Here is a 21,517-nt window from a genome sequence, read left to right as displayed (position 1 = left end):
GAGCTCCGCATCGCCCCCAAAGCCAAGCCCCACGCTCCCACGCCTTCACCTCGAAGACCCAAGCTTGCGCTGAGATGAGCACCTGCCACACTCGCGCACTTTATGTCCACCATCGTCGTCGCCCAGAAAAACGGCATCGCCTGCATCGGCGCTGACACCATGAGCTCCCTCGGCTCCGTCCGCCAGAAAGCCCACCACATCGTCAACAAGACCAAGATCACCAAGATCGGCGATACCCACATCGGCCTCACCGGCACCTCCTCCAGCCTCGTGGTGATGAACAGCTACTTCGCCAATCCCGAGCGCCCGCGCGATTTTTCCAGCACCTCCGCCATCTTTGAGACCTTCCGCCATGCGCATCATTGGATGAAGGCCGAGTACTTCATGTCCACCATGCCGGACAAAGGCGAGGAATACGAGACCACGCAGTTTTACGGCCTCGTCGCCAATCCCCACGGCATCTTCGCCCTCTACTCCTACCGCACCGCCCAGCAGTTCCACCGCTTCTGGGCCGCCGGCTCCGGCCGCGACTTCGCCCTCGGCGCCATGCAGACCGTCTACGATCACTACCAGGACGTGACCGACATCGTCAAAGCCGGCCTCTACGCCGCCGCCGAGTTCGATGGCTCCACCGCCGGCCCCTTCGAGATCTACACCTGCCCCCTCGCCCAAGTCGCCGAAGCCACCCCCTTCAAAGCCGTGAAGGCGACGAAGACCTCGAAGGCTACCAAGTCCACCGCGAAGAAAAAGCCCGCCCGGAAGTCGCGATAGCGTCCTGGAGTGCGGTGGCAGAGATGCACGGGCCACCGTGCATCGTCGACACCGCTCTCGTGCGCACCCCAAGCTCGCATGTGACCAAAACATGCCTTCGCACAACCGCGCCCTTCGACTGACCACAACACCGTCCAAAATCCCGCCACGTCGATTTTCCACTTTTCAGGTTTGTCGAATGGCGGGTTATTTGCTGTCTTCACGTCTTTCCCGACCTCATGCCTCCCGTCCGACCGTCCACGCCTCTTCTCTGGTTGCGTTGGGTGACCTGTCTCATCGCCCTGGGAGCCATCCTCTGGTTCGTCTTCAAAGACCTCGCCCCGCGCATCGACGACTCGGACCCTCTGAAGCTCACCATGGTGGAGGCCGCCAATCTGGAGCTCACCACGCAGACCTACCACGATCTGCAGCCCGACTTCACTCAGAGCTTCTCCGAGCCGCTGAACCGCATGATCCCGCACCGCACGGACGGTCTCGTGCAGCCGCTCTGGCCCTGGATCGCCGCCTGGATGCATGACCCGCAAAACGTCGGCGCCACCCTGCACGGCACCGGCATGTTCCGCCTCGGCCTCACCCTCGGCTTCCTGGCCGTGCTCGGCTTCGTTGCCGCGCGTTCCTTCTCGCTTCCCACCGCTCTTTGGGTCGTGCTCATGGCCGCCTTTCACGGGTTTGTCCCCGTGCTGCCCTTCTTCACCGGCGAGGTGTTCTTTCACATCGCCCTGCTCGCCTTCTGGCTGGGCTGCCTCTACTCGCTGCAAAGAAACTCCCTCTGGGTTTACGGCATCATCGGCATCACCGGAGCCCTCGCCTGGCTGGTGGAGGACCGTGTCGTCCTGCCCGTGCTGGTTGTCTTTGTCCTCGTCAGCTCCCTCCGCGCCATCTGGGGCTGGGTGGCCGCCCACTTCAGCAAGGTGCGCGGCATCTCCCTGTGGCGATGGCGCAACCATTGGTTAGGCCTGACTCTGCTAGCGGCCATGTTCTTCTTCGTCTCCGGTCCGCGTCTGGCCGAGTCCCATGAGCTGTTCGGCCAGGCTTTTTACAGCCATGTCGATCACGTCCGCTGGCTGGACACGCCGGAGGAGGCGCAAAAATGGATCGAGCAGCACCCGAATGCCGCCGCGTTGGCTCGCGTGCCCGTGCTGGAAATGCCCACCCCCGCCAGCGCGCTCGGCACCATCACCAGCGAGCAGCTCGCCACACGTCTTGTCCGCGGGGCAGCACTCGTCAGCCGCCAGCTCGGCTCCGCCCTGCCCCAGCTCCTGGCCATGCTCGGCCTGCTCATCCTCGTCACCCTCCTGACCTTGACCTGCTGCCCGAAAGCCGCCCATGCTGGCGAGCGCCTGCATCCAGAAACAGCCACCTCCGTGCTCTTCGTCACGGCCTCCATCACCATCTGCGGCGTCATCGCCCTCTGGGATGCCTCCGTGCTTCCCGTGAGGCACCTTCACGGCCTCGTCATGCTGCTCGCTCTCAGCCTCGCCTGGGGTGCCGAGAGCGTGCTGCGCCGTGCCAGACGTCGTGGGGTGAAACGTTGGATCGTCATCGCCTACGGGGTCGCCATGACCGGCATGGGCCTCTGGGTCGCCGCCTCGGCCCGCGCATGGTGGTGAGCATGGCATGAGCCTGCTTGACTCTAACCCCCGGCGGATGAACACCTAACGCAGTTCTCGCCCCCCGCTCAAACCGCCACATGGCCGCCCCCAAGCCCACCTTCATCCTCTGCTTCGATTTCGACGGCACCCTGATCAACCCCGAGGGAGATCCTGTGTTCCATCCCGTCCTCGGGCAGATGATCCAGCAGCTTCGGTCCCAAGGCGCCGCCTGGGTCATCAACACCGGCCGCAGCCTCCCGCAGACGATCAAGGGCCTCGCCCAGCATGGCATCTTCATGCAGCCGGACTACATCATCGCCCAGGAGTGCGATATCTACCGCCCCGGCATCTTCAAACAGTGGCGCGACTTCGGTTCCTGGAATCGTCAGGCCCGCAAAGCCCACGAACGCTTCGTCAAAGACCACCAGCCCTCCCTCACCGCCATCCGCGAACTGGTGGAGAAGCAGACCAAAGGCGAGTTCCTCTCTGGCGACTATGGCGAGCTCGGCATCGTCGGCAGCACCGAGGAGGAACTGGACATGATCTGCGCGTTTATCGATACCCACGCGCGTCAGTTCCCCGACATCGGCTACCACCGCAATGGCGTCTACCTGCGCTTCTCCCACAGCGGTTACAGCAAAGGGACCGCTCTCTCAGAGCTCGCCCGCATGCTCGGCATGGATGCCAGCCGCTGCTTCGCCGCGGGTGATAATCACAACGACCTCTCCATGCTCAATCCGCTCCACGCGCGCATGATCGCCACGCCTGGAAACGGCCTGCCTCCCGTGAAAGAGCACGTCCTTCGTCACGGCGGCTTCGTCGCCACCAAGCCCGCCAGCGAAGGCATGATCGAGGCCCTCGGCCACTACTTCGGCGCCCGCGCCTGAGGTTAGATTTGGTTGCCACGGCTTGGCGAGCCGGAGGCTCGATGGCCGGTAGCCGGTGGTGAAGCGCAACCGCGAAGCGGTGGAGCGAGAACCACCGGAGGACGATGCGAACACGTTAGTTCAAGCACGCATCCCGGAGGGATGCTGGCAGTCCGCGAGCATCTGGCCACGGGTGAAATCGCCACTTCTGGCGGGCCTCACGCATCATCAAACAGATGCCGGTTCTTCCAGAAATAACTAAACCCTGACACCACCGTCAGCACCGTCGTGATGCCCACGATCGTCGCCCCCACCCACCAATGCGCGGGAGATGGCTCCAGCCACGGCCGCAGGAAGCCAAACAGCGTCTCCGCCGAAGCTGCGCTGAGCAGGAAATATAGCACCGTCAGGATCTGCCAGAGCATCTTGTGTTTGCCCAGCCTCTCCGCGGCCAGCACCACACCCTTCTGCACCGCGATCAGCCGGATGCCCGTCACAAAAAATTCGCGTCCCAGAATCGCGATCGCAATCCACGCCTTCATCTCCGTGCGCTCCACCAGCAGGATGAAAGCCGCCGCGATCAGCACCTTGTCCGCCAGCGGATCAAAGAGCTTCCCGAAGTTCGTCACGATGTTCCGTGCCCGCGCGATCTTGCCATCCAGATAATCCGTGAACGACGCCACCGAAAAGACCAGCAGCGCCGCCGTCATCGAATGCGCCCACGGGATGTAAAAACACACCACAAACACGCCTGTCAAAAAAAGGCGGGCGACGGTGAGCTTGTTCGGCAGGTTCATGCGCGGTTGGGTGGGTGGTCAAACCTGTCTAGCTAGAGAAACGCCTGCCTGTCAAATCTCGGCTGCGCTTTGTGGCGAAAACATCACCTTCTTTGCCCCCACCTTAGATTTGCTGCCTGCGGTGAACCTTGGCTTGGAGCCTCAAGGAAGCGATCCTCCTAAGCTTTCCTCAAATCGTGATGCTCAGCCACTCTCAAAGCGCCAAGGGCGCGTCTCATCAAAGCCTGGGATTTCAACCCCAGGCCCCCGCAGCCGCACCACCGGGAAGCGCTGAAAGCGCGTCTCATGCACACCAAAGGTCGCCCACTCACGCGATCATCACGCATCTACTTCACCAGCAGATAATGCTTCGTCTTCCCATGTCGTTGCTTGTTCGTCAGCGGCGGCAGGTTCAGGTAGAAAAGCTGCCGCAGCGCCTTGCCGTGCTGCTTCAGTACCTTCCCGCACTCCTCCTGCAGCGCCTGCCAGCGCCGCCACGAATGCGTCGGCGCATGAATGATATGCCGCAGCAGGCTCAGCCACTCGATGTAAGCGCGCGAGATATCTCCCTCCGCCACGTCCTGCGGCATCTTGTCACGAGCGCTCTGGTCAGGATGCAGCAGCGCATCCAGCAGCTCCGCCGTGCCATCGCCATAGTCCGGCGGCAGGCCGTTCTCCAGATAGCCCTGATGATTGATGAATCCATACGTGTTCCGGCTCACTGCGCCGAGCCGCTCTGAATCACAGGTCATCGGCATGTCAAACTTCGTCCCGCCGCGCAGGTTCGCCAGATGCCGCACCAGATCATCGATGGGATAACCATCTTCCTCGAGCGCCGCCGCGATCGTCAGACCCTCGCCACCTTGGAAGAAGGAAAAAATTTCCCCGCGCCGCGTCGGCGCCCCATTCTCATCGATCAGGCCTAACGATCTCCACGCATGAATCGGCGACCCCGCACGCGGCTGCCGGTCCGTAGAACGAATCTCCAGATTCGTTCCCGCCGGATCATGCACTCCCGTTTCATTCCGCACCACCTGAGTCCTCTCCTGCACGCGAAACAGCGGCACGCCTAACGAATCACGTTGTACAGGCACCGAGAGCTCGCTCAAGTCAAAGACCGCAAAAACAAGCCCTTCCTTCTCCACCGTACGCACCAGCGCCGGCAGCCCCTGCGTCTCCTGATCAAAGCCGCTTTGATACGATGCGCGCAAAGCCTCTGCGAGCTCCTGCCCATGCAGTACCTCGATCTCCTCCACCGGCATCACCTCCAGCTTCCTCGGCAGCTTCAGCATCTTCCTCAAGCTCTTCGTAGGCCTAACAGAAAGTAGCACAGGCGTACCGCCTGTGAAGTGTGGCGCAGGCGTCTCGCCTGCTTCAGCCTCCACCTTCATCCCCAAAGGAATCTCCACCCCATAAAAAACCTTCCCGTTCCCTCCGGATCCCGGCCCCACCTTCCCCACGCGCCCGATCCCATGCGCAAAATGCGCCACAAAACCCGACACGCTCAACGCCGGAGCAATCTTCTCCACGCTCGCCACCCAGGCCTGTCCCAGCGGCAGCCATTCCGGCGGAAGGCTCGGCTTGCGCTCCCACTCACCGCGTGAGTTTAGCATCTGCTTCTCCGTCGCTTCCAGACCAAAGAGCGCCTTCGCTTCCTGCAATCCGCCTTGCAGCGCGCCTTCCGGGATCTCGGCTTCGAGCCCCAGCAGCGGCGGCACCTTGGCGAACAAACGTTGCGCAAATTTTTCCGCTTCCTCAAATGGGTTCTGCTGAGTCACCGCCGCATGCTTCATCACCCGCAGAAAGATCGGCCAGGCCAGAAGATTGCTGCGATGCAGCCTCGCCGGCCGCGCATCATGCAGCGACGGACTCTGCCGCGTCGTCACCACATAACCACGCTCATCCAATCCACGACGTCCCGCGCGCCCATACATCTGCAGCAGCTCATCGGGCGCCAGCTTGTGCTCGCTCTTGCCATCATGAAAGGTCGTCGCCGCCACATGCACACTGCGCACGGAGAAATTGATCCCCGCCGCCAGCCCCATCGTCGCTGCGATCACGCGCAGCTGTCCCGCCTTTGCCAGCGGCTCAATCACACCTGCACGTGCCGCATACGAAAGCCCGCTGTGATGATAGGCGATGCGCTTCTCCAGCAGATTCGCCAGATCCTTGCCACACACGGCTCTTTGCTCCGGCGTCAGATCCAGCGGATCCCCCGGCGGCAGATCACTCGCCAGCCTGCGCGCGATGTTCTCCGCTTCCTTGCGTCTCGGTGAAAAGATCAGCAGCGGTGCCAGGTCCGCTAGCATCACCGCCGAGGCAAACTTCGGCCAGAACTGCTCAAAGTGCCGCGCCATGCGCTGCGGCAGGGACTCCCACGGCATCTCATCCAGTGGCACTGGACGTTCCTTCGTCATCACCACCTCCGCCTCTCGTCCGAGACGTCGCATCCAGGTCACCACATCCTCCGGGTTCGCTACGGATCCACTTAGCAGCAAAAGACGCGTCTCCATCGGTGCCAGCGCAATCGCCGCTTCATAGTGCGAGCCACGCTGCCCGTCCCCGATCATCTGATATTCATCGATCACCAAAATGGCCGGTCCTTCACCGCGCACCAGCCTTTCCAGCTGTGTCTCCAGAGTCGCCACCAGCACCGGCGCGCTCACATTCTCGGACACATCTCCGGTGGCGATGCCCACATCCCACTTCGCCTCTTTCCACTCGGCATACTTGTCATTCGCCAGCGCCCGCGTCGGCACCGTATAAACGGCCTGCCCGTCCAGCGAGCGCGACTGATGCAGCAGCTCAAAGATGTACGTCTTCCCCGCCCCCGTCGGCGCGCTTACCACCACATCCACCCCCTCGCGGAGCAGGTTCACCGCCTGGTGCTGCCAGACGTCAGGAAGCTTGAGGTTGTTGATGGAAGGTAGCACGGGGAGAAATGACGAATGTCGAATTCCGAATGACGAACTAAGTCTGGTTACGAATGCCGGCGCTCCAACGCAAGACAGACTGTTACAATGCACGCGCCGATCATCTCAAAACCAAGGTTTCCGTTCAGGACCTCTGTGCTCCTCTGTGTCCTCTGTGGTGAAATCAACGGACATCCCGCCGTCAGACTGAGTCATCGCGAAACTGTTCCTTGGCAGTCGGCGTTCTTTGTGAGTAGCATTTAACCTCATGAGAATCCTCGCCACCACCCTGCTCGGCCTCGTTCTGGCTTCATCTCTCCACGCCGCCAGCCTCAAGGAACCGCTCGCGGACATCCGCGCCGTGGACAAGGAAGGCGCCGGCAATGAAAAAGCCACCGCCGCCTGGCAGCAGATCACCAAGGCCGATCCTGCCGCACTGCCAGAGATCCTCGCCGCCATGAACGGTGCCAATCCGCTCGCCGAAAACTGGCTGCGCGCCGCCGTCGGTGTCATCGCGGACCAGGCCATCGAAGCCAAAAAACTTCCTGTGGAGGCCGTGCAGGCCTTCCTCATGGACACCAAGAACAGCCCCGAGCCTCGTGTCGTCGCCTTTGATGTCCTGCAGCGCGCGAAGCCCGAGCTCGCCGAAGAAATCACCCCACAACTCCTCGAAGACCCGAGCAGCGAGCTCCGCCGCCATCCCGTGGCCAAGCTCACCAGCATGGGTGATGAAGCCCTGGCTCAGGACAAAAAAAACGCCGCCCTCACCGCCTACCAACAGGCCATGAAAGGCGCGCGCGATGAAGACCAGATCAAGGACCTCGCCAAGAAACTAAAAGACCTCGGCAGCCCCGTCGATCTTCCCACGCACTTCGGCTTCATCCGTAGCTGGAAGCTCATCGCCCCCTTCACCAATGTGGAGCGCAAAGGCTACGACACCGAGTTCCCGCCGGAGAAAGAGATCAAGCTCGACGCCACCTACCCCGGCAAGAATGCCGAGGCCAAATGGGTCGACTTCACCAGCACAGACGAATACGGCCAGATAGACTTCAACAAGCCCTTCACCATGCTGAAAGAGGTCACCGGCTATGCCTACACCGAGTTTGACTCCGCAGAGGAGCGCGACGCGCAGATCCGCCTGGGTTGCAAAAACGGCTGGAAGGTCTGGCTCAATGGCCAGCTCCTCTTCGCCCGTGATGAATACCACCGCGGCGCCAAGCTCGACCAATACAAACTTCCTGTTAGGCTGAAGAAGGGCAAAAACCAGATTCTCGTCAAATGCTGCCAGAACGAGCAGACCGAGCAATGGACCGTCGAATGGCAGTTCCAGCTCCGCCTCTGCGACGCCACCGGCACCGCCATCGTGGCAAAGAAGTAATCCATTCATCCCGCTTGAACCATGAAGCTCTCGTTCGCCCTCCTTTCGTCATTCGTCATTCTGCATTCGTCATTGGCCCTCGCCGCAGGCTGGCCGCAGTTCCGCGGCCCAAATGCCTCCGCCGTTTCCACGGAGGCAAATGCCCCAGGTCCGAAGCTCGACATCGCCTGGAAGGTCGATCTTCCAGGCCGTGGCCTCAGCAGCCCCATCATCGTCGGTGACAAAGTCTTCGTCACCTGCGCCAGCGGACCCGACCAGGCCTCACTGCACGTCTCCTGCTTCAGCGCCAAGGATGGCAAAAAGCTCTGGGAGCGTGTGATGAAAGCCACCGGCCGCACCATGGCGCACAACAAGACCAGCGTCGCCGCACCCACGCCCTGCAGTGATGGCGAGCGCGTCTTCGCACTCTATTCCTCGAACGATCTTTTCGCCTTCGACCTCGAAGGCAACCTGCTCTGGCTCCGTGGTCTCACTTTTGATTACGCCAATGCCAGCAACAGCCTCGGCATGTCCTCCTCCCCTGTCGTGGTGGGAGACACGCTCGTCGTGCAGGCGGAGAATGACAGCGAATCCCTCGCCTTCGGCATCGATGTCGCCACCGGCAAGAACCGCTGGAAAAAAGAGCGCCCGAAAGCCGCCAACTGGACCAGCGCCGTCGTCTTCAAGGAAGTCGTGGCCCTACAGTCCAGCAAAGGCCTCACTGGCTTGAATCCCCGCACCGGCGAGATCGAATGGGATTACACCGATGGTGCCGCCACCATCCCCAGCGCCGCCGTCACCCAGAACGCCATCTATGTGCCTTCCAATGGCGTCACCGCTCTCACCCCCGAGAAAGGCTCCGTCTCCCAGATCTGGCGCGCCGAAGGCCTGAAACCCGGCACCGGCAGCCCGCTGGTGCTTGGTGACTCGCTTTACGTGCTCAACGGGGCCGGTGTGCTGCTCAAAGCCAGCCTGACCAATGGTGACGAAGCCTGGAAGCTCCGCCTCAAAGGCCCCTTCAGTGGCTCCCCCGTCGCCGCTGGCAAATACATCTACATCGCCAGCGAGCGCGGTGACTTCCAGGTCGTCGACACCACCGCCAAGGAAGGCGAAGTCGTCCACACCCTCCCTCTCAAAGAGACCGTCCTCTGCACCCCCGCCATCAGCGATGGCGCCGTCTACCTCCGCAGTGACAAAACTCTCTGGAAGCTAAAATAAGAAGGCTCCAACGCCTCCGATCAGCGCGCCAGCAAAGTAGCCATCACACTCCGTGTGATGAGCTGTGGACGATTCAAGCACGCCCCCGTCATCGAATTCAAAAGGTCTGCTCGAATCAGCGGAGCTTTCTCGGTTTGGCTGAGGCTTGGTGTGGGAAGGGGGCTTCTCGGCGGAGATAGTGGTGTGAGGCCATGCGCTTTCGCACGAATGTCCTGGAGGGGAGGCTCGAGGGCGGCGGAGTTGGCCGGGTCGTCAGATCATCACACGGAGTATGATGGCTACTTTAGGGAGCCCACTCCCTAAGCATCGCCAGCCCCTCGCGAAACCGCGGCGCCAGCGCCAGGCAATCCAGCAAATGCTTCTTCGCCGCGCCTGCATCCGTCTCCCTCAAAAGCTGCGCTAACCGGAAGTGTGTCATCGCCGACCCACCCGGGTCCAGCACCAGCACGCGCTGATACGCCGCGATCGCCTCCGGCTTCTGCCCCAGCGCCTCGCTTGATTCCGCAAAGGCCTGCTGCGCTGTGCGCAAAAACGGATTCAGCGCCAGCGCACGCGCCGCGTTTGCCTGCACCTGCGGGAAGTCCTGCTTCTTCTGGTCCAGCTCCATGAGCCGCAGGAAAATCGCCATCGCGCTCGTCTCATGCTCGGCGATCTGCCGCAGCACCACGATCTCTTCATCATCACGCTTCAGCTCACGCAGGGCGGTGGCCTTGAGCTGATAACCACCGCTGTCGCTGAAATCCTCCGGCACCAGGGAGATCATCCGGTCGGCCAGCACCAGCACTTCCGCCCACTGATCTTTCTCCATCAGCGCGCCGCCTTGCTGGCGAATGACCCACAGGCTGTCCGGGTGCTTCTTGGTGTATTCAGCCAGTGAATCAGAATCCAGCGGGTTCACCTTGTCCGCCTCGGGCTTCTTCCAGTCCGCCTTCTCACCAAAAGCTTTGGCCTTCGCCTCGAGATGCTTCTCAAAGTCCTTCTCCAGCTTGTCCATCGGCTCCGTGTTCGCCGCGATCGCATCATTGATGCGCTTCCCGGCCGCGAGATCCCGCAGGATGCCCTGGAACTTCTCCGGACCAAAACGCTCCAGCAGATACCCCACCACCTGGCTGGACTGGAAGTAGGCGAACATCAGATGATCATCACTCTCCGCATTGAGGAAAGCACTGCTGAGCTGGCTGATCGGCGTCGAGTCATCATCTTCCAAAATCATTCGGCGGAAGGTCGCGTCCATCGGCATGCCCCAGATTGGATTCCGCTGGCTCTCCTCATGCACGCTGATGCCCTCGCTCAACCAGCGCGGCATCTTGTTCTGCGTGAGGCTGAGCGTCACCACATGGCAGAACTCATGCCAGAGCGTGCTCTGCCAGTTGTTCCGCCCATGACCGAGACCACCCGGGCTGTTCACCGTGATCACTGTGCCGAAGCACACACCTAACAAACCTTGTCCACCGAGGCTGCCGAAGGTGCGGATGGCGAAGTCCTGCTGCTCGCCAAAGAACTCCACCATCACCGGCCGGTTCATGGTCAGGCCATACTTCGCCGTCAGCACCGTCTTCGCCTCACGCAGCAGCGCCAGCGCCTGCTCACCATAGACCGGCCAGTCTCGCTTCGGCATTTTCAGGATGAAATCATCGAAGCTCTTCGTCGTGAAGCCGCGCATCTGCTGCTCCAGCAGACCGATATTGTGCGCCTGGATGTTGTACCCATCCTTCTCTCGTATCTGCGCCGCCAGCTTCCACGCCTCATCCTCTTCACCGAGCCTTAGAAGATCATGACACAGCGCCACCTTCGCCGGCAGATACTCAGGATCAAGCTCCAGCGCCCGCCGCTCATGCTTCGATCCCTCGGCAAAACGATATGCCCGCGACAGCACACGCCCGATGGTGTGATCCACCGCCGGATTCTTATCCCAGCGCTTCAAACCATTCGCACGCGTGGATTCATACTTCTTCACGTCTGACGCGCTTAGATTCGCGATCGCCGCCAGCAGCGCCCACGCCTCCGGACTGTTGTCCTGCACATCCAGCACCTTCTGCAAAAGACCTGCCGCATCCAGAAACTTCTCCGCGCCAATCAAACCCTCCGCCTGATTCAGCAGCGCGCCCGTGTGATGCGGATTCAGCTCCAGCGCACGCTTCAGGCTCTCGATCGATTTCTCACGATCACCGTTCGCATAAGCCAGCGCCAGACCTGAGCGCAGATCCGCGCTCTCACCGCAGGCCTTGATCCCTGCACGAAACACATCTGCTGCACGAGCCGAGTCATCTTTATCCAACGCCAGCTGGCCCTCCGCCAGATACGCCGGCTCAAACTTCGCATCCTTCTTCTGTGCGACCTGGAAGTACTGCTGGATCACCTTCTTCGCATCCGCGCCCAGCGCGATCGCCGCCTTTCCCAGCGCCACATAATCTGCTGCCGTGCGGTCTTTGACCGCCTTCGTCTTCGCCGCCTCATTCACGGCTTTCAGCGCTTCACTCGCGATATCCTTTCTTCCCAGCCGCAGCGCATTTTCATGCTGCAGCATCAGCATCTCCAGATGCCCGGGAAAGGTCTTCACCGCCAGCTGCACCTCATCTCTGGCCTCCGTCTCTCTTCCCAGTGCCATCAGCGCCTTCACCCGCAGCACGCGCCAGTCGGCGGACTTCATCCCCGCCTTGATCGCGCGCTCCCCCACCAGCGCCACATCCTCATAGCGCCCCGCCGCCAGGATGCGGCGCATCGGCTCCAGATTATCCTCCTCATAAATGCGCTCAAGATCCTGACCATGCAGGGCGGAACAGAGAGCGAGCAGAAGCAAAGCACGGCGCATAAAGCAAAGAACGCACCGCGCTGTGCCTTTTCTCATCCAGAACACCGACAACCCTCACATCAAAGGGACCTGGCGTATCAGAAGAGTCTCCCCTCCCCCAGCCCCAAAGGGGCGAGACAGCAAAGCGAAGGGCAAACGGGCGAAGCCCGAGCAGCCCTGGTAGCAAGTCGCCCTTCCACCTTCGATCTCGAGCCCTGAAAGGGCGAGACAGACATCTCACAAAACCCCGCCCCTCACGGCTTCCTCTCCAGTAGCACCGAGCCAGACAGCTTAGCACTGGTCGCTGGCGTGGTGCCAATAGGTGGCAGACCGTCCTTCGGCATCTCCTCCAGCAGGAAATGCCCCAGACCGACCTGGGCCGTGCCATCGTTTGTCAGGATGCCGTTGAAGGTCGCCGTGCGCTTGAGCTTCTTGCCCAGAAAGATGCCACCGCGCAGCTCATTGTCTTCCAGCAGGAGGCTGCCGGAGAAGACACCCGTGGCCGCACTCAAAGTCAGCTTCACCGTGCCCGGATTCACCGCGCCGACAAACGACACCTTGTTGCCCGCCAGAATATCAAACTCAGCCACATTCGGCTGGATCACCGCACCTGCCAGACCGCCATCAGCAAAGTTGATCCTGGCCTTGTCCACACCCACCGTCATGCCCAGGATCAGCGCAGGCGCCACCGGGGCCACATGCCGCGCGCCCACCGCCGTGATGTTGATCGGCCCAAAGCCGCCCGCATAGACCCGCGACTTCGCATTCACCGGACGCAGCCAGGAGAGCGTGCCCGCGAGAGCATTGTCCTCCATCACACCGTCATCATCATGATCGACGTCCAGCGCACCCAGCACGCTGCCCTTGGTCGTCGCAAAGGTCTGGAAAATCAGGATCTGCCCCTGCGGCCCGGCAAAAGCCGCGCAGGTATGCCCCTCGCCATCCGCCAGCTTGCCAGCCGCGGTGAGCTTTCCATCCTTCCCGAGCGTGAAAGAGCCGTAGCCATCTCCGCGGGGCACATCCGGCATGCCCGCCGGTGGCTTCAAAGCATAGGTGTAGAGCTTCGGCGCGGCCGTGGCGAGATTCGTCGCCGTCCACACATTCCTCCAGCCTTCGATGCTGGCCGAGTTTCCTCCGATGCCGTCATTCACCTCCGTGCTTGCCGCTAACTTGTTGTTAGGCGCATCCAGCTCCAGCGAAAGGAAAAGCGGCGGCTTGCCCGTTCGCGAAATGTTGATGAAGGCGCTTGGCGCATCGATCGGCAGCACGGTGTCGATTTGAATGTTGCCTTTGAAGGGATGCTTCAGCGTGCCCATTGTCATGGAGCCGGTGATGGCCCCTGCGGAGGTGATGGTGAAATCCACGCGGCCGCCGAGATTCGCATTCAGCGTGGGCTCTCGAGCCACCGAACCGACAAAACTCCCCGCGACACCCGCCGGCAGCGGATTGATGACCACATTCTGCTCCGTGCTGCTGGTGCTGCCCCTGAGATTGGTGGCCGTGACAGTGACCTTGAAGGTCTTGGCCACCGTCGGCATACCGGTGATGGCACCCGTCTTGGTGTTCAGCGAGAGGCCGGTGGGCAGGTTCTTCACCGAGTAACTCGCAGGCGACTCATTCAGCCCGCCATCCAACTTGATCTGATGGAAATAGAAGCTGCCGATGGCTCCCGGAGTCGGCAGATCCTGGTTCTTCGTCACCTGCGGCATCGCATTGAAGACACGGACGTCAAACTCACCTGCGGTGACTCCAAAACCACCTCCCGGTGGTGTGGCCTCGCAGGTGTAGACCCCGGAGCTTGTCGCGGCATCCAGCGTGCCGAGATCCAGCGTCCTGGCCGTCTGGCCCACAAGCGGAATTGTGATCACCGGAGCACTCAGCGTCTTCGTCCATGCCAGATTGGCCGTGCCCGTCACGGTGACAGTGACCTTCAGCTTCGTGCCCTGCGCCAGGACCAGTGTTTGAAACGTCTGCTTCACCGTGGCCAGCGTCACCGCCGCGCTCGTCACAGACTGCCCGCCGATGCTCACCACCACGGTGTAGCTGCCGGCATCCGCCGCTTTCACGACGGGGAAGCTCAGTGTGCTGGCCGTCGCATTCTTGATGTTCACGTTGTTCTTCTTCCACTGATAAAGGGGAGTCAGCGTGGGATGTGAGGCGCCGACTGAGAGAGTGGCCCCCTGACCCTCGATCGCCACAATCGAGCTCGGCTGTGTCTCGATCGTCGTGACAGTCGCGGTCACATTGATCTCAAATGAACTCTCGTCCGTGTCACCGTTGGCGAACTGAACCTTGGCCGTGCGCACCCCAATGTTCGCCGCCGAGAAGCTGATCGTGAAATTGACCTCCTCACCCGGCAGGAGCACGTTCACCAAACCGGTGCCGGAGGGGAAGAACTCGTTGAACTGGGCACCCGTGGTCGCAAAGCCGCCGAGGCTCAGATTTTCGGTGCCGTCATTGCGGATCTTGAAGGTCAGCGCATTGTCGTCATTCAGCAGGCGGGTGCCGAAGTTCACCGTGCCACCGCTCGTCAGCGCGGCTCCTCCCACCTGCTCGACCGTGATCTCCGAAAGGTTCGGTGGAACGACGGCCGTGCCCGTCAGCACCACGTCAAAGGGGTTTTCGTTCGCATCATTGCTCGCGATGTGCAGCGCCGCCGTGCGCGCCCCCAGGTTCGCGGCGGTGAAGGTGACCGTGAACGTCGTTTGATTGCCCGGCGCCAGCGTCGTGGCCCCCAGATTGGCCGCCACAAAGTCTCCCGGATGAGCTCCGTCCACAGTAAGCGCCAGACCGGTCAGATCCTCTGTGCCATCATTGCGGATGGTGAAGGTTTTCACCTCGTCATCATTCAGCGGCTTGCTGCCAAAGGCGACGGTGGAGCCACTGTCTGTCAAGGGAGTGGCCGCAGGCTGCTCCACGCTGATCTCCGCCAACACCGGCGGCGCGGCACTGGCCGTGATGGCCTTGACCTCGCCAAAGCCAAAGTCCTTGCCAGAGATGATGGGAGAGACCGACAGCAGGAAGTTTCCGACCGCAGGCGCGGTGAAGGCAAAGTTTGTCCCGGCGAATGCTGTGGTGATCGTGGCTCCCGTGAGGTCCACCATGTTCGTGAAGGAAATGGTGTCGACATACCAGCCCACCCCGGGATCGGTCTGGGGAAAGCCGCCACTACTAACCGAATAATTAAACCTGAGCAGCACATCCTTCCCGGCAAACGCCGCCAGACTGGCATTGCGGCTGTTGAATCCCGCCTCACCACTTGTGTCCGTACCCGCCTGGCTGTACACGGCTGTCCAGGACTTGCCGCCGTTGGTCGAGACCTCCACCCGTGCGCTCTGCTGCGGCCCCGACCAGCCGAGACGGCTGCGGAACGACACCGAGGCGCCCGCCTTGACGTGGAAGCCGCTGTTATAAGTGACGGTCTGGTCCACGAAGGTCGGATGCGCAAACCGGTAACAGCCAGTGCCGGCATCTTTGATCGAGGTGGACGTCACCAGGTATGTCCCGGTCGTCGCGGCGGTGACCCTGGTGGTGTTGTCAGCCCCATCGTTGGCAGCATTGGCATTCACCACGCTCCGCCCCTTGTAACCAGTGGCGCCGACGATGGTATTGAACGTATAATTGGTTGCCGCCGCCGTGCTGGCCACATCAGGACCCGAAAGCGCTGGTGGAGTGTACATCGGTTTGAAATCCACCTTCACATTCGCACCTCCTGTGATCACCGCATCACTGCCGCCGTTCGCATTGAGTCCTGTGAAGGTCACCGCGCGTGTGGCATTGGTGGTCGGCACAGGCACCGCGTAGCCGCCTGTGGCGGTCGTCACGGCATGGAAGGTGGCGCCGTTCACATTCACCGTCAGCCCGCCGATGCCCTCGCCCGGATCAAAGATGCTGTTCGCATTCAGATCGTAATAAGCCACGCCAGTGACGAAGGCCTGGTTATCCGTTGAAGGTGTGCCGAAATTCTGCGTCACCAGCTGAGGGCCCACCGTGTCCGCGCCCACGGTGTTGCTGCCCAGGATGACGCCGATGCCTACTTCACGAAAATTCCCATGGTTGTTCATGCGGTGGCCGCGACCCGCCTGCATCCCCCCCGTGCCTCCCGGCCCCCAGTCAATTTGGAAGCCTGCGTGACCATGAAACACATCTTTGGCGAAGCTAAACACACTTTCACCGACTCCTCCGCTATATCCGGCCGCGTCAGCACGCTGGCTCGGGTTGGATCCACCGGCACCAATGTGCCCCTGCGTGGCGTTGTCGAACTGCCATTGCGTATGCCCTCTCGCCGCATTGGTGAGCTTCTCATTCATCGCCAGCGGCTGCCTCACCGGCAGCGCGGCGAACTCCGCCTTCATCATGTTGAGGTCCACGCCGAACTGGGCGATGGCAGACACCACATTCGGATGCGTGGTCGTGGCCATCAAAATTCCCTCCGCCGTCGGGTTGGCGCGGGCCCGGTTGATCAGCTCCAGGTAATACTGCTCTTCATCCGTCGGATTGCCGATGGAGTACTGCGTGGTCTGCACCGTAAAATCCGGTCCATCCGGAGGAGGAGGCGGCGGCGGTGGAGCCGCCGGAGAGGAGGTGTATTCAATCGCCGGGGGCTTCGGAGGCGCGTGCTCGATTCCTTGAATGCTCTGGCTAAGAGCGGGTGTCACGAACAGCAGAGAAAACAGTACCGGTTTCATGGCGAGGCTGGGTTTCCAGCATTTATAGCACAGGTCGGCCCGGAGCGTTTCATCATAATTCGCCACCCGGCCCAGATTTCGCTCTTTCCATCCCCGCCTCGCCCGGCATCATCGCCCCGCCTCACCTACGCCGATCCATGCTCTCCGACATCGCCTCCGTCGCCCATTCCCTCAGCATTTCGAACGATCACCTCTCCCTCTACGGCACGGACAAGGCCAAGGTCTCTCTCAAGGCCCTGAAGGACCACCCTCAGCGTGGCAAGCTGATCCTTGTTTCAGCCATCACCCCGACCCCGGCAGGTGAAGGCAAAACCACTGTCTCCATCGGTCTTGCCCAAGGCCTAAAAAAAATCGGGCAAAATGTAGCCCTGGCCCTTCGCCAGCCCTCCATGGGCCCCGTGTTTGGCCGCAAGGGAGGTGCCACCGGCGGCGGCAAGAGCACCGTGCAGCCTGCACAGTCCATCAACCTGCACTTCACCGGTGACTTCCACGCCATCACCAGCGCGCACAACCTGCTCAGCTCGGTTCTGGATAACCAACTTTTCAACCAACAGACTCGCCTCTCGCCCAACGGACTGCTTTGGAAGCGCGTGATGGATGTGAATGACCGCGCCCTCCGCCGCATCCGCACCGGCATGGGTGCCGCCACGGAGCGCGCCTCAGGCTTTGACATCACCGCCGCTTCGGAGGTGATGGCCATCCTCTGCCTCTCTGAATCCCTCGCCGATCTCCGCGCGCGCCTCGACCGCATCGTCACCGGCTTCACACCGGAAGGCGAGCCCGTGCTGGCCAAGGAAGCCCGCGTCACCGGCGCGCTGCTTGCTCTTTTGCGCGATGCTCTGCAGCCCAACCTCGTGCAGTCCGTCGAAGGCGTGCCTGCCTTCCTGCATGGCGGTCCCTTTGCCAATATCGCCCATGGTTGTAACTCGGTGCTCGCCACGCGCATGGCCCTCACGCATGCGGACTACGTCGTCACCGAGGCCGGCTTCGCCTTTGATCTCGGCGGTGAAAAATTCATGCACATCAAGTGCCGCCAGTCCGGCCTGCAGCCGGAGGCCATCGTCATCGTCGCCACCGTGCGCGCCTTGAAAATGCACGGCGGAGTCGCCCTCGATGCGCTCACTCATCCTGATCCCGAGTCCCTCAAGCTCGGCCTCGAAAACCTTGCCGCACATTTGGACAGCGCACAGCAGTTTGGCCGCCCCGTCATCGTCGCCATCAACCAGTTCACCAACGACAGCCCTGAGGAGCTCGCGCTGATTCACGATTACTGCCAGTCACGCGGCGTCCCCTGCGCCACCGCCAATGTTTTCGGCGAAGGCGGTGCCGGAGCCACCAAGCTTGCTGAGACCGTGCTCGCCGCCCTGCCCAAAGGCCCTGCCGATCCCCTGCCCTTCCTCTACCAGCCTCACGAAAGCGTGGAGCAGAAGCTGCACGCCATCGCCACCCACATCTATGGAGCCGATGGTGTCACACTCACGGAGGAGGCGAAAGCCAAGTTTGCCCTCTTCGAGAAGAGCGGCTTCGGCCACCTGCCGCTATGCATGGCCAAGACGCAGAACTCCCTCTCGGATGATGGCACCAAGCTCGGCCGTCCACGCGGCTTCACCATCACCGTGCGCGATTTCGAAATTGCCAACGGCGCGGGCTTCCTCGTCGCCCTCACCGGCACCATGATGCGCATGCCCGCCCTCCCCAAAGTCCCCGCCGCCGAGCGCATTCAAGTCAGCGAAGACGGCGTCATCAGCGGAGTCTGATCGAAGGAATGGACTCAGCGTGCGCAGTCGTGGTAATGTGAAGGGGAATGAGAATAATCCCCCCTGCTCTCTTCCTATACTGCTGCTTTCGTCTCGCCTCTCTCCATGCAGCTGATGCCTACACCTTCCGCGTGGAGGGCAAAGACACCGATCCAGGTATTCTGCAACGCACAGGAGAGAACATCGCTCCCGGAGACATAGTCTTCATCCGTGATGTGCCTCTGATGCTTGGTGAACCGGGCGCCTATCACTTCACCTTCAAAGACGGTGTGGTTCAGCGCCTCATGTCTGACGGCAGCAGCGAGATTGTGGCCTGTGACATTGCAGACCAATACGATGAATCCGCACCGGTCGAGACTCGATTCCAGAGACGCTCTGGCGTGCGCAATCCCCTGGCGGACCTGGATGATGCAGCGCTGAAGAAACTGCGCGGTGTCAGCATCAGCACCTGGACTGAGGGACTGGAAAAGCAGCTCGCGAAACTGGACCTGGAGAGAGTCTGCCTTCGTCTGCAAAGCTCGGCGATCCAAGATCGCATTCCACCCCTGCCGACCGGCACCAGGACCCTCATCGTGGACTCCGGAGGAAGTTGGACCTGCAAGGACATGAGCGGTTTCGCACCACTCAAGGAACTTCGCTTTCTCGACCTGAACCGGACGTCGCCGGACGAGTTCGACTTCGCGCTGCTGAAAGGCATGCCGCTGGAATATCTGAGCCTGCCTTGGACTCAGCAAGCGGTCCACTTTGAGGAAGTCGCGCGTCTGACCAGTCTTGAAACACTGGTAGCAAACTACATCTCTTATCTGGATGACGGAAGGTGGATCGCCAGTTTGACCAAGCTGCGCACGCTGTATGCCAGCCACGTCGGCACCTTTGCTCGTGATGAACAACCGGTGGCACTAGATCTTGCCGCGCTTGGCAAGTTGGAAAAGCTGGAGGGTCTGCACGTCCAGTCCAGCGCTGTGAAAAGCCTGCCTGCTTCAACGATGCCATCCCTCAAAAAGTCTTCGTTGCTTCTATGTACTGCCCCTCCTGCGATGGTGGATGCTTTTGCCAGCGCCAACCCGCAGGCCACCATGCTCCGCAGCATGAATGCAGAGCTCTCCAAGCGACTGGAAAAAGCAGACAAGGTCCGGGCCAGAAGCGGCGGAGTCTGCCACCGGCAGGAGTCCGAGGAAAAAATCATCCACGAGAGCCGGGATAGCGCAGTCATCAAAGAGCTGGCTGCGCATTTCAAAGTGGCCGAGTCGGACAGTGGCGGTCACTGCATGTGCTGCGGAAACCCGACCTTTGAGTTTTATCAGGGCGACAAGCTCGTGGCCATGATCGCCTTTCATCACGGTCGTTCCGTCCGATGGGCGGATGGTGTCTGGCCCGGTGACGGAATGCTCACCCAGGACAGCGCCCGCTTTCTGGCCGACTGGCTCGACAAGCATGGCTATTCGGGTCCCAAAGATGAGATGCTCAGAAGCAGGAGAGCCCAGGAGGCCGCCAAGCGCCGGAATGACCGCTACAAAGCTCTCATGCCTCCCTCTCTCTACGAGGCCCTCGATACCGTGGATTCCCTGGAGGGTCTGAAGGCAGCCTTCCTCAAACACGTACCCGGAGCGCAGGACAGGGGGCGATTGTATCTGAAGCTCCTTGGTTGTGAGGACAGCACCTGGGGCTTGTACTCAAGCCTGGACAGCCCGCTGTGCGAAACCCTGGTGGGTGAGATCCCTGAAAAGGATCTGCGGGAAATCATCACCCAGGCACCAGCTGAGTCAGAGGAAGGCCTTGGTGCCGCACGCTGGATATTCGGAGAGAGTCACGTGGACCTCATCAAAGACGATCAGAAAACAATCGAACGCCTGGCGCGCTTTGCTCTGACCCATCCGCGCCAGAGGAACCGCTGGCACACGCTTACCGCATTGCGCGATCTCGACAGCCCGCAGGCGCTCACCCTGCTTCGTGAAGTCATGAAACAAGGCACGAAGCCTCGCAAACTCTCCGAAGACGAGCTCCATGAACCTGATGGCCAGGTCACTTATGGCCCCCGTGACATCGGCCTCCCCGCAGGAACTGCCGATGAGGCTGCCGCCGCCCTTTGTCTGGCTCTGATCAAAAGCGAGCCCGACAAAGCAGATGTTCAAGCGATTCGCTCGGGCCTTCCCGCCAAGACCGCCGAGGAATGGGACCAAACCCTGCAACGCGCGGAGGAAAGGGCGAAACGCGAAACAAAATAAATCTCGCTTCCCGGTTACTCACAACCAGCCGAGCCTAACCAACTTCACATCCGCCGGATCATCCGTCAGCGCCGCCAGATGCTCACGCACACTCTTCACATGCCCTGGCAGCACCAGCTCAGGCCGAATGTCCTCCAACGGCTGCAACACAAAGCGCCGCACATGCAGACGTGGATGCGGCACGATGAGCACCAGATCATCACTGACAAAATCCCCCGCATACAAGAGATCCAGATCCAGCGTGCGCGGCGCATTCTTCTCCCGCACCACCGCACGCCCCATCGCCTGCTCGATGGCCTGAAGATGCGCATGAAACTCCTGCGGTGAGCACGCCGCCTCGATCTCCACCACCGTGTTCAGAAACGCCTGCGTCCCCAGCGCACAATCCACCGGTTCCGTCTCATACAACCCGCCTGCAAGGATCACCCTCGCCTGCACCCGCTCGATCAACATCTCCAGCCCCTGCCGGAGATTCGCCTCCCGGTCTCCAAGATTAGAGCCGAGCGCGATGCCGAAGGCAGCGGGGAAGTTTACAGTCGATGACAATGGTTGACGATGGTTGAC

General features: G+C 61.3%; 12 protein-coding genes. 7 read left to right on the top strand and 5 right to left on the bottom strand.

Features of this window, described 5'->3' with window-relative positions; all coding sequences use genetic code 11:
- Positions 1-102: 102 nt before the first annotated feature.
- From BGE01nite_RS04045 to BGE01nite_RS04035, 3 genes are all read left to right on the top strand, one after another.
- The gene (locus BGE01nite_RS04045; RefSeq protein WP_146848986.1) at positions 103-771 is read left to right on the top strand and encodes an MFS transporter; all 669 of its coding nucleotides are present in this window, start codon (positions 103-105) and stop codon (positions 769-771) included.
- 218 nt (positions 772-989) lie between these two features.
- Complete coding sequence (locus BGE01nite_RS04040; RefSeq protein ID WP_146848985.1) at positions 990-2,381, top strand: hypothetical protein; 1,392 nt, start codon at positions 990-992, stop codon at positions 2,379-2,381.
- An 80-nt stretch (positions 2,382-2,461) separates the two neighbouring features.
- Complete coding sequence (locus BGE01nite_RS04035) at positions 2,462-3,250, top strand: HAD family hydrolase (protein ID WP_146848984.1); 789 nt, start codon at positions 2,462-2,464, stop codon at positions 3,248-3,250.
- A 197-nt stretch (positions 3,251-3,447) separates the two neighbouring features.
- Here BGE01nite_RS04035 and pgsA read toward each other — a convergent pair whose 3' ends face one another.
- Complete coding sequence (gene pgsA, locus BGE01nite_RS04030) at positions 3,448-4,026, bottom strand: CDP-diacylglycerol--glycerol-3-phosphate 3-phosphatidyltransferase (RefSeq protein WP_146848983.1); 579 nt, start codon at positions 4,024-4,026, stop codon at positions 3,448-3,450.
- 326 nt (positions 4,027-4,352) lie between these two features.
- Positions 4,353-6,938, bottom strand: coding sequence for a DEAD/DEAH box helicase (locus BGE01nite_RS04025; protein ID WP_170266575.1), 2,586 nt, complete (start codon positions 6,936-6,938; stop codon positions 4,353-4,355).
- A gap of 247 nt (positions 6,939-7,185) precedes the next feature.
- On the opposite strand from BGE01nite_RS04025, the gene BGE01nite_RS04020 reads away from it, so the two are divergent.
- Positions 7,186-8,295 carry a hypothetical protein gene (locus BGE01nite_RS04020; RefSeq protein WP_146848981.1) on the top strand — a complete coding sequence of 370 codons (1,110 nt, stop codon included), beginning with the start codon at positions 7,186-7,188 and terminating at the stop codon, positions 8,293-8,295.
- 21 nt (positions 8,296-8,316) lie between these two features.
- Entirely contained in the window at positions 8,317-9,492 is a 1,176-nt protein-coding gene (locus tag BGE01nite_RS04015; RefSeq protein ID WP_146848980.1) for an outer membrane protein assembly factor BamB family protein, read from the top strand.
- A 283-nt stretch (positions 9,493-9,775) separates the two neighbouring features.
- Here the strand turns inward: BGE01nite_RS04015 and BGE01nite_RS04010 are convergent, their stop codons facing one another.
- Entirely contained in the window at positions 9,776-12,304 is a 2,529-nt protein-coding gene (locus tag BGE01nite_RS04010; RefSeq protein ID WP_170266574.1) for a peptidase MA family metallohydrolase, read from the bottom strand.
- A gap of 233 nt (positions 12,305-12,537) precedes the next feature.
- Complete coding sequence (locus BGE01nite_RS04005) at positions 12,538-16,971, bottom strand: choice-of-anchor D domain-containing protein (RefSeq protein WP_146848978.1); 4,434 nt, start codon at positions 16,969-16,971, stop codon at positions 12,538-12,540.
- 137 nt (positions 16,972-17,108) lie between these two features.
- Here BGE01nite_RS04005 and BGE01nite_RS04000 point away from each other — a divergent pair, with 137 nt between their 5' ends.
- Both BGE01nite_RS04000 and BGE01nite_RS03995 read left to right on the top strand, forming a co-directional pair.
- Complete coding sequence (locus tag BGE01nite_RS04000) at positions 17,109-18,728, top strand: formate--tetrahydrofolate ligase (RefSeq protein ID WP_146848977.1); 1,620 nt, start codon at positions 17,109-17,111, stop codon at positions 18,726-18,728.
- Between the two features lie 47 nt (positions 18,729-18,775).
- On the top strand, positions 18,776-20,953 hold the full coding sequence (locus BGE01nite_RS03995; RefSeq protein WP_146848976.1) for a leucine-rich repeat domain-containing protein: 2,178 nt from the start codon (positions 18,776-18,778) through the stop codon (positions 20,951-20,953).
- Between the two features lie 18 nt (positions 20,954-20,971).
- Here BGE01nite_RS03995 and folK read toward each other — a convergent pair whose 3' ends face one another.
- On the bottom strand, positions 20,972-21,499 hold the full coding sequence (gene folK, locus BGE01nite_RS03990; protein ID WP_146848975.1) for a 2-amino-4-hydroxy-6-hydroxymethyldihydropteridine diphosphokinase: 528 nt from the start codon (positions 21,497-21,499) through the stop codon (positions 20,972-20,974).
- Between the last annotated feature and the right edge of the window lie 18 nt (positions 21,500-21,517).

The organism is Prosthecobacter gellanilyticus (assembly GCF_007992435.1).
In the GTDB taxonomy this organism is placed as follows: Bacteria; Verrucomicrobiota; Verrucomicrobiia; order Verrucomicrobiales; family Verrucomicrobiaceae; genus Prosthecobacter; species Prosthecobacter gellanilyticus.
Note: the sequence above shows the minus strand (reverse complement) of the source record. Positions and strands in the feature narration are given on the sequence as shown.

Excerpts from the sequence above, each read along its gene's own strand:
- BGE01nite_RS03995 (WP_146848976.1), top strand. The coding sequence starts at position 18,776 with ATGAGAATAATCCCCCCTGCTCTCTTCCTATACTGCTGCTTTCGTCTC.
- pgsA (WP_146848983.1), bottom strand. The coding sequence starts at position 4,026 with ATGAACCTGCCGAACAAGCTCACCGTCGCCCGCCTTTTTTTGACAGGC.
- BGE01nite_RS04000 (WP_146848977.1), top strand. The coding sequence starts at position 17,109 with ATGCTCTCCGACATCGCCTCCGTCGCCCATTCCCTCAGCATTTCGAAC.
- BGE01nite_RS04045 (WP_146848986.1), top strand. The coding sequence starts at position 103 with ATGTCCACCATCGTCGTCGCCCAGAAAAACGGCATCGCCTGCATCGGC.
- BGE01nite_RS04035 (WP_146848984.1), top strand. The coding sequence starts at position 2,462 with ATGGCCGCCCCCAAGCCCACCTTCATCCTCTGCTTCGATTTCGACGGC.
- BGE01nite_RS04040 (WP_146848985.1), top strand. The coding sequence starts at position 990 with ATGCCTCCCGTCCGACCGTCCACGCCTCTTCTCTGGTTGCGTTGGGTG.
- BGE01nite_RS04020 (WP_146848981.1), top strand. The coding sequence starts at position 7,186 with ATGAGAATCCTCGCCACCACCCTGCTCGGCCTCGTTCTGGCTTCATCT.
- BGE01nite_RS04015 (WP_146848980.1), top strand. The coding sequence starts at position 8,317 with ATGAAGCTCTCGTTCGCCCTCCTTTCGTCATTCGTCATTCTGCATTCG.
- BGE01nite_RS04005 (WP_146848978.1), bottom strand. The coding sequence starts at position 16,971 with ATGAAACCGGTACTGTTTTCTCTGCTGTTCGTGACACCCGCTCTTAGC.
- BGE01nite_RS04010 (WP_170266574.1), bottom strand. The coding sequence starts at position 12,304 with ATGCGCCGTGCTTTGCTTCTGCTCGCTCTCTGTTCCGCCCTGCATGGT.